The organism is Butyricicoccus faecihominis (assembly GCF_024462775.1).
Lineage (GTDB): Bacteria > Bacillota > Clostridia > Oscillospirales > Butyricicoccaceae > Agathobaculum > Agathobaculum faecihominis_A.
In genome coordinates, this window is record NZ_JANGCE010000029.1 from 1 (window position 1) to 16,590 (window position 16,590).

The window sequence follows — 16,590 nt, forward strand, 5'->3', positions numbered from 1 at the left end:
CACACTTGAAGTCGGTTTGTATAAAAACCGAGATACATGCTCCCGGTTTTTATGGCTTTTGCCACTTGTGGCAAAAGCCTATTTTATGCACGCTGCTGCGTGAGGACTTTTTCGACAGACTAAAAAGCCGCCCTTCGGGGCGGCTTTTGCCGAAGTGGGGCGAACGGTTCCACGAGTGCGCGGGTTGCGGTTTCAGCCGGTTTGTGGTATACTAAAAATGGAAAGTTATTCGATTTTGCGGAAAAGGAAGGTGTAGAAAATGCGGGCATTGATTACCGGCGCTTCGTCCGGCATTGGGCGCGAGATCGCGAAGCTGCTGGCGGAAAGGGGCTATGAGCTGACGCTTGCCGCCCGCCGTGAGGATAAGCTGCGCGTCCTCGCGGCCGAGCTGCCTACCGTTTGCCACGTCATCGCGGCCGACGTATCGGATGAACACGAGTGCCGCCTGCTGTATCAGGCCGCTGCGGGGGATGATCTGGAGATCGTCGTCAACAACGCGGGATTCGGCCTGTTCGGCGCGTTTCAGGATACCGACCTTGAGGAAGAGCTGCGCATGATCGATACCAACATCCGCGCCGTGCATATCCTGACCAAGCTGGCGCTTAAGGATTTTACCGCGCGAAACCGGGGGTATATCCTGAATGTCGCCTCCTCGGCCGGTTTCTTGCCCGGCCCGCTGATGGCGACTTATTACGCGAGCAAAAACTATGTGCTGCGGCTGACGCAGGCCATCCGAGAGGAGCTGCGGCGCGAGCGCAGCGCGGTGCATATCACGGCGCTTTGCCCCGGCCCGGTCGCCACGGAGTTCAACAAGGTCGCGGGCGTATCGTTCGCGCTGGGCGGGCTGACCGCCGCGCGCGTCGCCCGCGAAGCGGTGGAAGGCATGTTTGCGGGCAAGGCCGCCGTCGTGCCGGGCGCCGCTATGAAGGCCATGACCGCCGCGCGCCATTTCGCGTCCGATTCCATGCTCGCCCGCATCACCTATCATTTCCAACGGAAAAAGGGGACTAAATGACAAAAGAAGAAATTTCCCGCGCACTACAAACCGATTTTGCCCGTACGCTGCGCAAGCCGTTCGTTTACGCGATGCGGAAATACCGGCTGGTACAGCCGGGCGACCGCGTCGCCGTGTGTATCTCGGGCGGCAAGGATTCCATGCTGCTCGCCCTGCTGCTGCGAGAAGCGCAGCGCACGGTCGATTTCGAGCTTTGCTACCTCGCCATGGACCCCGGATACAGCCCGGACGGCCGTGGCAAGCTGGAAGCGAATGCCGCGCAGCTCGGCATCCCGCTACATATTTTTGAAACCAATGTGCTGCGCGTGGCGCAGAACCACGCGGCCGAGCATCCGTGCTTTTTATGCGCCAAAATGCGGCGCGGCTATCTATATGCGGAGGCGCAGCGCCTTGGCTGCAATAAAATCGCGCTCGGCCACCACTTTGACGACGCGATCGAATCCGTCCTCATGGGTATTTTATACGGCGGGCAGGTGCAGGCCATGCTGCCGCGCGTGCGCTCCAAGCACTTTGAGGGGATGGAGCTGATTCGCCCGCTGTACTTTGTGCGCGAGCGGGAGGTCACCATCTTTGCAAAGGCCTGCGATATGACCTTTTTAACCTGCGATTGTCCGGCAAAAACACGCTTAAGCGATACCAAGCGCGCCGAGATCAAGGCCATGATCGCCTCGCTCGCGCGGGACAATCCGCAGGTGGAGCAAAACATCCTCAACGCCGTCAAAAACGTCGACACCGCCAAGATTCTCGGCTGGCGCGATGAAAACGGCCGCCACAGCTTTTTGGATCAGTTCGACTGAGCAGATGAACTCTGGGAGGCGTGCTATGAAAAATACAGTGGTAAGATTGCTGGCAGCACTGATGATGATATGCCTGACCGCCTGTTCCAGCACGCCGCGGCCCACGCAGGAGTCGCGGCAGGGCAGCCTTGTGCCTTATGAGCTGACAGAACGGGAGTCAGCGCTGCTTGAGGTGCTGGGCGTGAAAGACCGCGCGCAGATCATCGAGTTTCAAGCGCAGGAAGGGGTAAAATCGGTCGCCGTGCAGGTGCACCGGCTGAGGCAGGATGGCGCATGGGATACAGAGACCGCGTTTGCGTTCGGTTTTGAGACTTCGGAAACCAATACGATAAGCGACGGCTTTTTTGCTATGATACTTGGCGAAAATAATTCGATTGAGTTCCATGTCAGCCATAACGGCAGCCACATGTCCTCTAAAACAGACGAAATAATTTTAGAGGCCGAGGCCATTGCCTCTACCACCAGCTTTTTGGGAAACGCGGTCGATCTTGTGCTGGATCAGGAGATTCCTGTCGCCTTTTTAGTTTATGACAGCGACGGACATATGCCGGGCGCTTCGGTCGAGGACTATTTTGAGCCGTCTGCGTTCCATGGCATGGACCTTGTGCAGGCCGTCACGCTGACCTTTTCTGATGAACCGCTGTAATAAATGAATACCATGTTGCAAAATAGGTCGCCACATCCGAAGCAGGGGTGCGGCGGCCTTATCATGCCTTACACAACCTATGGAGGGAATCCTTCTAAAAGGACTTGTTCATAGCGCTTAAACACGATACAATAAATAAGTTCGGTATCTATATAATAATGATGGTGATAAAGATGAAACACAAAACCGGCGTCCTGATGGGGCGCTTTGCCCCTTATTTTAAGCCGTACGGCGGCGTGCTGGCGCTCGACCTTTTTTGCGCGGCGCTGACCACGCTGTGCGAGATCGTGCTGCCGATGATGGTGCGCTATCTGGCGCAGCGCGGAATGGAGGATATGGCGCTTTTATCGGTCGGCCTTGTGATGCGCGTTGCCGCACTGTATCTGGTGCTGCGGCTGATCGATGTGGCGGCCTCGTATTTTATGGCCAATGTCGGCCATGTGATGGGCGCGAAGATCGAGACCGATATGCGCTCGGCGTTGTTCCGGCACTTACAAAAGCTGTCCTTCAGCTATTATGCGAATACCAAGGTCGGCCAGCTGATGGCGCGCATTACCTCCGACCTGTTCGATGTGACCGAGTTCGCACACCACTGCCCGGAGGAGTTTTTCATCGCGGGCCTGAAGATCGTGGTATCGTTTATCATTCTGTGCACCGTGAACGTGCCGCTGACGCTGATCGTTTTTGCGGTGGTACCGCTGATGATCGTTATTTCAAGCAAGTTCAACCATAAAATGCGCATCACCTTCGGCAAGAACCGCCAGCAGGTGGGCGAAGTAAACGCACAGGTAGAGGATAGCTTGCTCGGCGTGCGCGTGGTCAAATCCTTTACCGGCGAAGAGCGCGAAATAGAAAAGTTTGAGCAAGGCAACCTCGCGTGGCTCGGTATCAAGCGGGAGAATTACCACTGGATGGGCGCGTTTACCGCCGCCACGCGCGCGTTTGACGGCCTGATGTACCTGACCGTGATCATCGCGGGCGGCCTGTTCATGGTCTATGGGCACATCGATCCGGCGGATTTTATGGCCTATCTGCTCTATGTCACCACGCTGCTGGCCACTATACGCCGCATCGTGGAATTTACCGAGCAGTTCCAGCGCGGCATGACCGGCATCGAACGCTTTTTCGAGGTCATGGACGTGGCGCCCGAAATCAAAACGCCGGAGGGAGCGGAAAAGCTGCCGCGGCTGCGCGGCGATATCCGCTTTGAGGACGTGTGCTTTGCTTATGCGGACGACCCGGACACCACCGTGCTCGACCATTTGACGCTTGATATCAACGCCGGACAGTCGGTCGCGCTGGTCGGCCCGTCGGGCGGCGGTAAAACGACGATTTGCAATCTGATCCCGCGCTTTTACGATGTGACACAGGGCCGCGTGACCGTGGACGGCCATGACGTGCGCACAGCCGATCTGGATTCGCTGCGCGGGCAAATCGGTGTGGTGCAGCAGGATGTGTACCTGTTTTCCGGCACGATCTTTGATAATATCTCCTATGGCAAGCCGGACGCGACGAGGGAGCAGGTAATCGAGGCCGCAAAACAGGCGGGCGCGCATGATTTCATCATGGCTACGCCGAACGGTTACGATACCTATGTTGGCGAGCGGGGCGTCCGCCTTTCCGGCGGGCAAAAGCAGCGCATCTCGATCGCGCGCGTATTTTTGAAAAACCCGCCCATTTTGATATTGGACGAGGCGACCTCGGCGCTCGATAACGAATCCGAGCGGCTGGTGCAGCAGAGTCTGGAACGCTTGGCAAAGGGCCGCACCGTGCTCACCATCGCGCACCGCCTGTCCACCATCCGCTCGGCGGATAAGATCGTTGTTTTGACCGAGGACGGCGTGGCCGAACAAGGCACGCACGAAGAACTGCTGAGTAAAAACGGCGTGTACGCCACTCTGTACCGGCTTGCGGCGGATCAGACATAAAAAGTCGAAAAACCCAAAAGTGGATGTAAAATAGGTTCCCACAAATGAATAGAAAACTGTTGCAAAGCGAAGAATGCAACCAATTTTGTCATTCTGAGGAGCGAAGCGACGAGACCGTAGTCTGCTATCCTTAATCTGCCGCTTAGCGGCATTTTAATGAGCGCGAATCTCGCGCGAATGCGCGGAATTTACGCTGGGAACGCGCGTTCGCGCGAGATTCTTCACTTCGTTCAGAATGACATTTAGGTACTCTTCTAATTTGCAACAGTTTTTTTACGGCCTTTTTTTCAATTTTTTATGGAATGCTATTGACAAACAGCGCCTTCGGATATAATATGAATACATGAACATATGAGCAATCATTCATATATTAGGAGGCGAGCTGACATGGCGGAAGCAATGCGAAAAGAAGCGCATGAACACGGCGCGGCATGCACGTGCGGCCACGAGCATCACCATGAACATGCGCATTCCCACGAAGAGGGATGCGGCCACGAGCACGAGCATACCCACGAAAGCGCTTGTGACTGCGGCCACGAACATCATCACCCCCACGAGGAGCCTTGTGCTTGCGGTCACGAGCATCACCATCCCCACGAGGAGCATTGTGCTTGCGGTAACGAGCACCATCATCCCCACGAAGAGCCTTGCGCTTGCGGACATGACCACGCGCACGAGCACCACCATGAGCATGACGAGCCCTGCGCCTGCGGCCACGAACACGGTCATGAGCAGTTGGCGGCGCCAAGCAAAACGGGCCGCGGCAAGGGGAAGCAGCGCGTTTACACCATGCAGAATCTAGGCTGCGCGCACTGCGCGGCGCAGATGCAGCAGCGCATCGGCGCGCTCGACGGCGTAAACGATTGCGTGCTGGTGTACGAAACAAAGCAGCTGCGCGTGACCGGCGCGGACCCCGACCGTCTGCTGCCGCAAATGCGCGAAATTTGCAGCTCGATCGAAAGCGGAGCCAAGGTGCTCGCGCCCGAGGAAGAGCACGAGGAAGGCTCCTCGCCCCTCGGCGAGTTGGTCGGCGGCGCGGCGCTGTTCGCCGCGGGGCTGCTGGTACCGCAGGGCGCGGCGAAGTTTACGCTGCTGATCGCGGCGTATCTGGTGCTCGGCTGGCGCGTATTGTGGACGGCGCTGCGCAACTTGACCAGAGGCCGCGTGTTTGATGAAAACTTCCTGATGTCCATTGCAACGATCGGCGCGGTCGCCATCGGTGATTACGCGGAGGCGGTCGGCGTGATGCTGTTTTACCGCATTGGGGAATTCTGCGAGGACCGCGCGGTTGAACGCAGCCGCCGCCAGATCATGGACGCGGTCGACCTGCGGCCCGAGGTCGTGCAATTAGCGGTGGGCGGCGAAACGCGTACCATTCCGGCAGGCGACGCGAAGGAGGGCGATATCGTCCTCGTCCGGCCCGGCGACCGCGTGCCGCTGGACGGCGTGGTCGTGGAGGGCGAAAGCAGACTGGATACCTCGGCGGTCACCGGCGAACCCGTGCCCGTGCGCGTGACGCCCGGCGACAGCGCGCTGTCCGGCTGCGTCAACACGGACGGCCTGATCAAAATGCGGGTCACGCACGTGCTGGCGGAAAGCATGGTTACGCGCATTTTGAACAGCGTGGAAAACGCGGCGGCCAATAAACCCAAGCTGGACCGCTTCATTACGCGCTTTTCCCGCCTATACACCCCGGCGGTCGTCGTCGTGGCGCTGCTGACCGCGCTGATCCCCGGCTTTGTCACCGGCGATTGGAGCAAGTGGGTCTATACGGCGCTCACCTTCCTTGTAATCTCATGCCCGTGCGCGCTGGTGCTTTCCGTGCCGCTTACCTATTTTGCCGGGATCGGCGCGGGCAGCAAACGCGGTATCCTATTCAAGGGCGGCGTTTCGATCGAAGCGCTGCAAGATATTAAAACGGTCGTTATGGATAAGACCGGCACGATCACCGAGGGCAACTTTGTGGTGCAGCGCGCGGCCCCCGCCGAAGGGCAGGACGCGGATGAGCTGCTCGCCCTAGCGGCGGCCTGCGAGGCCGCGTCCACGCACCCGATCGCGCGGTCTATTCTGGCCGCCGCCGGAGAAAAGGGCGTTTCGCCCCTAACGGTGGAAGCGGTGAAGGAACAGGCTGGCGAGGGCGTGACGGCGCGGTGGAACGGCAAGCCCGTGCTTTGCGGCAATCAAAAGCTGCTGACGCGGTACGGTATCGACCTTTCGGCCTACCGCGGCGCGAAAGGCAGCACCGAGGTGCTGCTTGCCTGCGAAGGCCGTTTCATCGGCCATTTGGAGATTGCGGATACGGTGAAATCGGACGCGGCCGGCGCCGTTTCCCGCATGAAAAAGCAGGGCCTGAAAACCGCAATGCTGACCGGCGACGGACAGGACAGCGCGGAGGCCGTTGCGCAGACCGTCGGGATTGACGAGGTTCGCGCCCGCCTGCTGCCGGGCGATAAGCTGGACGCGCTGGGCGAGATCCGCGCGAAAAACGGCGCGGTGCTGTTCGTGGGCGACGGTATCAACGACGCGCCTGTGCTGGCGGGCGCCGATGTGGGCGCGGCTATGGGCTCGGGCGCGGACGCCGCGATCGAAGCGGCGGATGTGGTGTTCATGCACGCCGAGCTTTCCGCCGTGCCGGACGCGGTATCCATCGCGCGCCAGACCGGGCGCATCGCGAAGCAGAACATCGCGTTCGCCCTGCTGATCAAGGCGTTGGTGCTGGTGCTTGGTCTCGCGGGAATCGCTTCGATGTGGCTCGCCGTGTTCGCGGATTCGGGCGTAGCGCTTTTGTGCGTGCTCAACTCCGTGCGGCTGCTGTACCGCAAAGCATAACGATGATAAAGGACGTGTTGCAGACCTTTCGATCTGCGGCGCGTCCTTTTGCTTTGATACAGGCATATTTGCTAAACCGCGCCCCTATTTGTTTGTCAGGTTATAAGTTGCAATTCTTAAAATAATCATGTACTATGGAAATATCGGTAACCTGTGAAAAAAGGGGGGACGAGCGGTGGAAGAGGAGAACGTGAAGAGACAAATTACCATATCCAGCGTGCTGGTCGCTGTGATCAGCGTGGTCTTGGTGCTCATAAGCGGGGTGATCTATTCCAGTATCAAGGGCGCGCAGGAAAAGGACGCGCAAAAGTATATGAATGAGATCGTTTCGCAGTATAAAACTATCATCACCACGCAGATCGACGGGGATCTGCAAACGCTGGAAGCGCTCGCCACCTTTTTGGGGCAGGATGAGACCATGGATCTCGGCGCGATCCTTGTCCGGCTGGAATTGGAAAGCGGCAGCAACGCGTTTAACCGGATGGGCTTTGTTTCGCCGGATAAGAAAGGATATTTTATCGATACGGACGGGGAAAAGAACTACGGGATCGATATTAGCGACGAAGCCTTTCTGCAAAAGACCCTGAATGGGGCGTCCGTCGTGTCGGATATTATGGAGGATAAGCTTACCGGACAGCCGATTGTTTGCTACGGCGTACCGGTCGTGCATAACGGAACGATCACCGGAGCGATCACCGCCACCCGTCTGACTTCCAATTTCTCTAAGATCATCAGTCAGGAAATATTCGACGGCGCCGCGTTCGTCCATATCGTTGACCAAGAAGGCAATTTCATCATTCGCTCTGACCACGCGGTGATCCCAAAACCGCTGAACAATATCTTTGACGACGGAGACATTTCGAGCGAAATACGCACGTCCATCCTTGCCGATATGGAGAAAGGCGGAAATGCCTTCGCCACTTTCCGGTATCAGGGCAACGCCTACTGGGTGACCTTTATCCCGATCGGCATCAATGATTGGCAAATCTTCTGTTTGGTGCCGCAAAGCTTTTTAAACCACAACTTCAACACGCTGCTGTTCGTGTTTGTGGGCGTCATGATTTGCATTTTCGTGCTATTCAGCATTCTTTTCCTGTACATTTACAGTATTTTAAGAAAAGAGCAGAGAACGCTGCAAAGATTCGCCTACAAGGATATCCTGACCGGCGCGGATAACCGCAACCGTTTCGTGACCGACCTGCCCGCCCTATTGCAGGAACCTTGGGATCATGCCATGATCCTGATGAATATCAGCGGTTTTAAATTTGTGAACGAGTTTTTCGGCTTTCAAAAGGGCAACCTTTTGCTGCGGCACATATCCGCCGTACTGGCGGCGAATATGGATCAGGGCGAACGCTATTACCGGGACAATGCCGATCATTTCGGCCTGCTGCTGCATTATACGGATAAGGACACGCTCATGGCCCGGATCCGTAAAATATATCAAGAGATAAACGACTATACCGTGAGCCCCAATCAGGATTATCGCATCAACTGCAATTTCGGTATCAGTATTATCCAATCGAACAGCCCGAAGGAAAAGGCGGTGCTCGCGCCCGACGCGGTGCTCAACGGCGCGCTGCTGGCGCTGAACAGCGTGAGTGGTAATACCTCGTACCCGATCGCCTTTTACGATGAGGCCATCCATGAAAAGGCGCGCAAAAAGACCGAGATAGAAAGCCTGATGCACGCGGCGCTGGCAAATGGGGAATTCCACATGTACCTGCAGCCCAAGTACTATCTAAAGGGCCAGACGCTGCACAGCGCCGAAGCGCTGGTGCGCTGGGTATCGGAGGACGGAACGATCCATTATCCGGATGAATTCATCCCCGTGTTTGAAGAAAACGGATTTATCACAGAGCTCGATATGTTTATGCTGGAGCAGGCCTGCAAGCGGGTATCCTACTGGATCGAGCAGGGGTATCCGGCCGTGCCGATCTCGGTCAACCAGTCCAGAGTCTTTTTCTATGATGAGAATTATCTGGAAAAGTTCCGTCAAACAGTGGACCGGTATCATATTGATCCCTCGCTCATCATACTGGAAGTGACGGAAAGTGTGGCGATGAGCGACCTGACACAGGTGAAAATGGTGATCAATAAGCTGCATCATATGGGATTCACCATTTCGATGGACGACTTCGGAAGCGGGTATTCCTCGCTCAATACTCTAAAGGATCTGGATATTGCCGAGCTAAAGCTGGATAAAGAGTTTTTATCCGAGCAGTCCACCTCGCCGCGCGGCAAAATGGTGATAGAAAGCATGATCCACCTTGCCCGAGCGCTCTCCATTACAACGGTGGCCGAGGGGATCGAAAACGAGGGACAGCTTGCGTTTCTGGAATCGATTCACTGCGATATCGGGCAGGGGTACTATTTCGCAAAGCCGATACCGGTTGATCAATTTGAAAACATCATATTGAAAAAAGAAACCTAACAATAACGAAGGTCCTGTTGCGGCAGCAACAGGACCTTCGTTTTATAATTTTTCGATCAGTTCCTTGAGCCATGCGTCGTTCATGGCGGGGGTATCGCGTAAGGGGAAGGGAATGCCTAAACGATCGTACTTTTCGATGCACAGCTTGTGGAAGGGCAGAAATTCCAGCTTCTCAAAGTTGGGCAGGCTTTCCGCCTTGTCGCGTATCAGGCGCAAGTGGTCGACGCCGTCGGTCAGACCGGGCACGACCACGTGGCGAATCCAAAGCGGCACCTGTTTCATGGCGGTCAGGTGCAAAAAACGCTCGACCTGTGCCAGATCCCCGCGGCAGTATTTCATATAATCGGCCTTGGTCAGGAATTTCAGGTCGCATAGCACCAGATCGGTGTGATCCAAAACGCGCGCAGCTTCGGCCAGATTGCCGACGCCCGAGGTATCCAGCGCGGTGTGTACGCCGTGCTCATGCAGCCCCGCGAATAGTTCTTCGACAAAGGGGGCCTGATACAGCGGTTCGCCGCCCGAAATGGTAACGCCGCCGCCGTTTTTCCAATAGGGGCGAAAGCGCAGCGCCTTTTGCACCAGCGCGTCGGCTTCGATCTCCTCGCCGCCGTCCGCTGGCCATGTGTCCGGGTTGTGGCAGTAGGCGCAGCGCAGCGGGCAGCCCTGCAAAAAGACCACATACCGCAGCCCCGGCCCATCCACCGCGCCAAGAGATTGAATGGAATTCAAACGACCCAGCATCAAAACACCCCCCCTTTTTTAGTTAGGAGTTAGGAATTAGGAGAGAGGAGTTACCGCCAAAGGCGGTTTTTTAAGTTATCGCGCGCTGCGCGACACCTAAATTACTAACTACTAATTCCCCATAACTCCTACCTGAGATGATTTAAATCCGTTGGATTTAAATCGCTTCGTGGAACGTGCGCGAGATGACCTCACGCTGCTGCTCGCGGGAAAGCTTGTAGAAATTCACCGCGTAGCCGGATACGCGAATGGTCAGGTTCGGATACTCCTCGGGGTGCTCATAGGCGGCCATCAGTGTTTCGCGGTTTAAAACGTTCACATTCAAATGGTGCGCGTTTTGGCCGAAATAGCCGGTCAGGATGGACACCAGATTGTCTACGCGGGTATCCTCGGTCTTGCCGAGCGCGCCCGGCGTGATCGAGAAGGTGTTGGAAATGCCGTCGCGGCAGTATTCATAGGAAAGCTTGGCGACCGAATTGAGCGAAGCCAGCGCGCCCGAGGTATCGCGGCCCGACATGGGGTTAGCGCCCGGCGCGAGCGGTTCGCCCTTCCGGCGGCCATCCGGCGTGTTGCCGGTCTTTTTGCCGTACATCACGTTCGAGGTAATGGTCAAAATGGACAGGGTGTGCACGGCGTCGCGGTAAAGCGGGTACTGTTTCAGCGCTTCGTAGAACTTTTCCACCTGCTCGCATGCGATCTGGTCGACGCGGTCGTCGTCGTTGCCGAATTTGGGGAAATCGCCCTCGGTCTCAAAATCGACGATCACGCCGGTCTCTGGATCGCGGATGCACTTGACCTTGGCATATTTGATCGCGGAGAGTGAATCGGCCATGCAGCTCATGCCCGCGATACCGAAGGCCATCAGGCGGCGCACCGTGGTATCGTGCAGGGCCATCTGGCTCTTTTCGTAGGCGTACTTGTCGTGCATATAGTGGATGGTGTTCATCGCGGAAACATAGGTCTTGGCAAGCCACGGACGGTAGAAGTCGATGCGCTCGCAGACCTTGTCGTAATCAAGGTATTCGTCCTCGTAAACCGGCATTTCAGGGCCGACCTGAACAAACTTGATGCCGTCGCGGCCGCCGTTCAGGCTCATCATCAAAAGCTTTGCCAAATTGGTGCGCGCGCCGAAGAACTGCATATCCTTGCCCACGCGCATGGCGGAAACGCAGCAGGCAATGGCGTAGTCGTCGCCATAGTAGGGGCGCATCACATCGTCGTTCTCGTACTGCAAAGCGTCGGTGTCGATCGATACCTTGGCGACAAAGCGCTTCCAGTTTTCGGGCAGGTTTTCGCTCCACAGCACGGTCAGGTTGGGTTCGGCGGCGGGGTTCAGGTTGTACAGCGTTTGCAGCATGCGGAAGCAGTTCTTGGTAACGAGCGGGCGGCCATCCTCGCCCACGCCGCCGACAGCCTCGGTGATCCACATCGGATCGCCGCCAAACAGCTCATTGTATTCGGGCGTGCGCAGGTGACGCGCCATGCGCAGGTGCAGCACGAAATCGTCCATGATCTCCTGCGCCTGCGTTTCGGTCAGCACGCCGGCCGTGATATCGCGTTCAAAGTAGATGTCTAGGAAGGTGGAAACGCGGCCCAGACTCATCGCCGCGCCGTTCTGCTCCTTGATTCCGGCAAGGTAGGCGAAATAGGTCCACTGCACGGCTTCCTTGGCGTTTTCCGCCGGGCGGGAGATATCAAAGCCGTAGGAGGCCGCCATCTGGATCATATCGCGCAGCGCCTTGATCTGGTCGGTCAGCTCTTCGGCGCAGCGGATCTCTTCTGCGGTGGTCGGTACGTCGCCCAGCCGCTCCTTATCCTGCTGCTTTTCCGCGATCAGGCGGTCGACGCCGTACAGCGCCACGCGGCGGTAATCGCCGATGATGCGGCCGCGGCCGTAAGCGTCGGGCAGGCCGGTCAGCAGGCCGACGTGGCGGGCGTTCCGCACATCCTTGGTGTAGGCGGAAAACACGCCGTCGTTATGGGTCTTGTGGTATTTAAAGTTTTCTTCGATCGAGGGCGACACCTCGTAGCCGTATTCCTTGCAGGCGTCGCGCACCATGCGCATGCCGCCGAAGGGGTTGCACGCGCGCTTCAAGGGCTCGTCCGTTTGCAGGCCGAAAATGATCTCGTTCTCCTGATCGAGGTAGCCGGGGCCGAAGGCCGTGATCGTGATCACAGTGTCGGTATCGACGTTGCGCACGCCGTTCTTTTCGCGCTCCTCGGCGAGCAGCCCCTCGAATTTCTCGCGCATCGCGTTCGTGCGCGCGGTCGGCCCGGCAAGGAACGCGCCGTCGCCCTCATAGGGAACATAGTTTTTCTGGATAAAATCGCGGACGTTTATCTCGTTCTGCCAATCGCCGCTGTGAAAGGTCAACCATGCGTTCATCAAAGAAATCTCCTTTTCTCCGGTGGCGCCGTCCTTTTACGCTTTATTAGAACAAAAAAGGGCAGCGCCGCAAATCCATGCGACACTGCCCAGACGGTCGGCATTCTTCGTAGCGCCCCTGTTCCCCGGTGGTTTAACGTTCCACCTCGTTCCGTCAGTAGCAGGGGGCCTGTCTATGAATAAAGCATACCATGTTCGTCGCCGCTCCGCAATAGCCGGAACGCACAAAAAAACGCGCCTGAAACCGTCAATCCTCATGCCAAATGGAAAGGCCCGCGCGCAAAAACAAAAAGTTTCCCATATTTTATCTTCACAAGCGGGGCAAAACGGGGTATGATTAAGATACCGAAAGGGAAAACATTTGGAGGAGGGAATTTACATGAAAATCGGTATGCTCACCAGCGGCGGCGATTGCCAAGGCCTCAACGCGGCGCTGCGCGGCGTTGCCAAAACGCTGTACAACCAACTGGGAGACGGGGTGACGCTCTACGGCATTCAGGACGGCTACCGCGGCCTGATCGAGGGCAATTACCATGAGATGCAGCCGCGCGAATTTTCGGATATCCTCACGCTCGGCGGCACGATTCTCGGCACCTCGCGCGAATCGTTTAAAACCATGCTCCAAGCGGACGACAGCGAGGAGACCAAGCTACAGCGCATGCTGGAAACGATCAAGTACGCCAAGCTGGACGCGCTGGTCATTCTGGGCGGCAACGGCACGCATAAAACGGCAAACCTGCTCTCGGAAAACGGCGTGAACGTCGTCACCCTGCCCAAGACGATTGATAACGATCTCTGGGGCACCGAGGTCACGTTCGGCTTCCAGTCGGCCGTTAACATTGCGACCGAGGTGATCGATTCCATCCACTCCACCGCGTTTTCACACTCCCGCGTGTTCATTGTCGAAACGATGGGCCACAAGGCGGGCTGGCTGACGCTGTACGCGGGCATTTCGTCCGGCGCGGATATTATCATCATCCCGGAGATTCCGTACCACATCAAGCATATCGCGGAAGCGATTGAAAAACGCTCCAAGAGCGGCAAGCGCTTTTCCATCCTCGCCGTGGCCGAGGGCGCGATCAGCAAGGAAGAAGCCAAGATGAGCAAGAAGGAATTCAAGGCTTCGCGTGAAAAAATGACCCACCCGTCCATCTCCTACCGCATCGCGGAAGAGTTGCAGGCGTTGACCGGACAGGAGATCCGCGTCACCATCCCGGGCCACTACCAGCGCGGCGGCGCGCCTTGCCCGTACGACCGGCTGCTCACCACCCGACTTGGCGTGGCCGCGGCGGAGCTGATCCGCGAGAATAAGTTCGGCTATATGGTCGGCGTGCAAAACAACAAGATCGTGCCCGTCAAGCTGTCCGACGTGGCCGGCAAGCTCAAGACCGTTCCGCCCGATTCCGATATCGTACAGGCCGCGCGAGACCTCGGCCTTTCCATGGGCGACTAAACCGAATATCCAAGCGCGGAGGCGCGCCGCAGGCGGTTACAACCGCCCGCGGCGCGTTTTTTTGATAAAACTGCAAAAAGAATAAGGTCGTCTCCAAAAATATTTTTGGAGACGGCCTTATTGCTGGACTTTGTGAGAATGCATACGATCGGCAAGGGCAAATAAACGAATGCGGATAAGACGGTACGGCGGTATACTCATGGTGTCGGAAGGGAAGCGGCGGACGGCGCCGACCGGTCACCGCCGTCTGGCTGCGACCTTGGATTTGACGCTTCTTTTCCGAAATTCCTTGGGCGAAACACCGATCATTTCCGTGAAGCGCTGCGTGAAGTGATTGGGGTTGTCATAACCCACCGCGCCCGCGATATAGGTAATCGAATAATCGGTATCGGTAAGCAGGGATTGCGCCTCGCCGATGCGGCGCTGTAAGCGGTAGCCGGTGGGCGAACTGCCGGTTTGCTGGCGGAACAGCCGCGATGCGTAATACCGGCTCACGCCGGCCGCTTCGGCCAGCTCGTCCAGCGTAAAATTCTCAGTATAATGCCGGTCGATAAAGCGGAGCATCTTATGCACAAGGGCGGATTTGCTGTCCACGCCGCCGTCCTCACCGGCGGGCGCGTTCACGGCGATCGACCGCACCAACACGGCAAACGCGGCGGTCAAATGGCGCGCCAGCTCGCCGCAATACGCTTCGTTGCCATGCAGCGTGCGTTCCATCAGTTCCAGCATTTCGCGCAGCGCGTCAAAATGCGCGCCGCTTTGCAGGTGAATCTGCCATTCGTTTTCCGCGAGCCAGCCCGCGGGAAGCCCCAAAAGCCGAAGGCCCGTCATGCCAAGGCATAGGTATTCCACGCCCTCCTCCGTCTGCGCAAAGTCATTGTGCAGCGTGCCGACGTTGTTGATGATCAGGTCTCCCGGACGGCTGTGATAAACGTGGTCGTCCACCTGATGCAGGCCCGTGCCGTGGTAGATCAGCAGCACCTCGGTGATATCCACATGGCTGTGGATGGCGCGCGTCCGTTCCCCCTCGTGATAGCGGGTGTGCGAAACATAGACCGGACGCGGCAGGGCTTCGCCCTCGAAAATAGAGGGGGCGGCGGGGATTCCGTATAGCTGGAACATGGCACACACCTCTTTCCTCTTTTTATGTCATCTTAGACAGGAGACACAACCTATGGTTCAAAAAACAATTTTTGCATGCAAGCTGACCGCCTTTTTGCTGTCCTTTTGCACCAATTTGCTCGCGCCGCTGCTGCTGCCCATCCGCGCCGACCTCGGCGTGGGCCTCGGCCAAAGCGGATTTCTGCTATCCGCCTTTTTCGCCGGCAATTTTGCCGCCTGTTTGTTTGCCGGGCGGATCATGGAGCGGTTCGGCAAGGCGCGCGTGCTTTGCCGCGCGCTCACCTTGATGGCGGCGTTTTCCGCCTGTATAGCCTGCGCGCCGCGTTTTGTACTGCTTTGCGCGTTGCTGTTTGGCACCGGCGCGTGCAGCCTCGGCTTGCAGATCGCGACCAACGCCATCCCGGCTGATCTGGACGGGACGCGCGCGGCTTCCGCGATCGCCGGCGTGATGGCGCTGAACGGGCTGGGCGCGTGCGGCGGGCTGTTGCTCGGCGGCGCGCTGGCAACGCTCGGCCTGCCGTGGCGCATCGCCTACCTTGTGTTTGCCGTGGGCGCCGCTGCCGCCGCCGCTTTTTGCTGGCGCGTCGCGTTTCCGCAAGCGGTATGCACGGCGGGTGAAAGCGGGCTGCGCGGCTTTCTCCGCAAACGTCGTTATTGGCCGGTCTTGCTTTGCTGTACCCTATATTCCGGCGCGGAAAGCGCGGTATGCAGCTGGCTTTCCACCTTTTTGGTGCAGGAGCAGCGTTTTTCCGCGCTGGCGGGCGCGGGAGTCACGGCGGTGATCTGGCTGTGCATTTTTCTGGGCCGCGCGGGCTGTGAGCGGGCGGCGCGCCGGGTCTCCGCCGCCCGGCTGCTGTTTGCGCTCATCCCCGCCTGCATTTTCATGGCGCTGCTATTGCCCCTGCTGCATGGCGCGGCGTTCTGGCCCGCGGCGGCTGTGCTCGGACTTGGCCTGTCCGGTATTTGGCCGCTGCTCGTCGGACGGGTCATGGAGCACGGCGCGGCGGACAGTATGACCGTGCTATCCGCCGCTTTTCTATTCAGCTTTCTCGGCAATTCGATCGTGCCGTTCGCGGTGGGGCTTGCGGCGGAACGCGTCGGCATGGCGGCCGCTCTCGCCCTGTGCGCCGTTCCGTTTTTCGCGGTATTCGCGCTGTTTCTTTTGTGGCTGCACGGAGAAAAGCGCGCCGCGCCGCTGCCTGCGCTCACCGTGGAACGGCAAAACATCGCATAGGCCGG

At 57.8% G+C, this 16,590-nt stretch carries 12 protein-coding genes and 1 riboswitch; of the genes, 9 read left to right on the forward strand and 3 right to left on the reverse strand.

Annotated features, from left to right (window positions below; genetic code table 11):
- The first annotated feature begins 259 nt into the window (after positions 1–259).
- From NE562_RS13610 to NE562_RS13635, 6 genes are all read left to right on the forward strand, one after another.
- Entirely contained in the window at positions 260–1,015 is a 756-nt protein-coding gene (locus NE562_RS13610; protein WP_280962982.1) for an SDR family NAD(P)-dependent oxidoreductase, read from the forward strand.
- Complete coding sequence (locus tag NE562_RS13615; RefSeq protein ID WP_280962983.1) at positions 1,012–1,812, forward strand: tRNA lysidine(34) synthetase; 801 nt, start codon at positions 1,012–1,014, stop codon at positions 1,810–1,812. Before NE562_RS13610 ends, NE562_RS13615 begins: the two co-directional genes overlap by 4 nt.
- A 25-nt stretch (positions 1,813–1,837) precedes the next feature.
- On the forward strand, positions 1,838–2,458 hold the full coding sequence (locus tag NE562_RS13620) for a hypothetical protein (RefSeq protein WP_280962984.1): 621 nt from the start codon (positions 1,838–1,840) through the stop codon (positions 2,456–2,458).
- Between the two features lie 173 nt (positions 2,459–2,631).
- Entirely contained in the window at positions 2,632–4,386 is a 1,755-nt protein-coding gene (locus NE562_RS13625; RefSeq protein WP_280962985.1) for an ABC transporter ATP-binding protein, read from the forward strand.
- A 387-nt stretch (positions 4,387–4,773) separates the two neighbouring features.
- Positions 4,774–7,215, forward strand: coding sequence for a heavy metal translocating P-type ATPase (locus NE562_RS13630; protein ID WP_280962986.1), 2,442 nt, complete (start codon positions 4,774–4,776; stop codon positions 7,213–7,215).
- Between the two features lie 190 nt (positions 7,216–7,405).
- On the forward strand, positions 7,406–9,649 hold the full coding sequence (locus NE562_RS13635) for an EAL domain-containing protein (RefSeq protein ID WP_280962987.1): 2,244 nt from the start codon (positions 7,406–7,408) through the stop codon (positions 9,647–9,649).
- A 42-nt stretch (positions 9,650–9,691) separates the two neighbouring features.
- Here NE562_RS13635 and pflA read toward each other — a convergent pair whose 3' ends face one another.
- Positions 9,692–10,390, reverse strand: coding sequence for a pyruvate formate-lyase-activating protein (pflA, locus tag NE562_RS13640; RefSeq protein WP_280962988.1), 699 nt, complete (start codon positions 10,388–10,390; stop codon positions 9,692–9,694).
- Positions 10,391–10,547: 157 nt separating this feature from the next.
- On the reverse strand, positions 10,548–12,779 hold the full coding sequence (gene pflB, locus NE562_RS13645) for a formate C-acetyltransferase (protein ID WP_419196012.1): 2,232 nt from the start codon (positions 12,777–12,779) through the stop codon (positions 10,548–10,550).
- A gap of 77 nt (positions 12,780–12,856) precedes the next feature.
- Positions 12,857–12,948, reverse strand: a riboswitch (ZMP/ZTP riboswitch).
- 3 nt (positions 12,949–12,951) lie between these two features.
- Between pflB and NE562_RS13650 the strand changes: the two genes are divergently transcribed.
- The gene (locus NE562_RS13650; RefSeq protein WP_280962990.1) at positions 12,952–13,113 is read left to right on the forward strand and encodes a hypothetical protein; all 162 of its coding nucleotides are present in this window, start codon (positions 12,952–12,954) and stop codon (positions 13,111–13,113) included.
- A gap of 42 nt (positions 13,114–13,155) precedes the next feature.
- Positions 13,156–14,229 (forward strand): 6-phosphofructokinase, encoded by a 1,074-nt coding sequence (locus tag NE562_RS13655; protein ID WP_280962991.1) that lies wholly within the window; start codon positions 13,156–13,158, stop codon positions 14,227–14,229.
- Positions 14,230–14,466: 237 nt separating this feature from the next.
- On the opposite strand, the gene NE562_RS13660 is transcribed toward NE562_RS13655, so the two are convergent.
- Positions 14,467–15,351 carry a helix-turn-helix domain-containing protein gene (locus tag NE562_RS13660; RefSeq protein ID WP_280962992.1) on the reverse strand — a complete coding sequence of 295 codons (885 nt, stop codon included), beginning with the start codon at positions 15,349–15,351 and terminating at the stop codon, positions 14,467–14,469.
- Between the two features lie 52 nt (positions 15,352–15,403).
- Between NE562_RS13660 and NE562_RS13665 the strand changes: the two genes are divergently transcribed.
- Positions 15,404–16,585, forward strand: coding sequence for an MFS transporter (locus NE562_RS13665; protein WP_280962993.1), 1,182 nt, complete (start codon positions 15,404–15,406; stop codon positions 16,583–16,585).
- Positions 16,586–16,590: the final 5 nt, after the last annotated feature.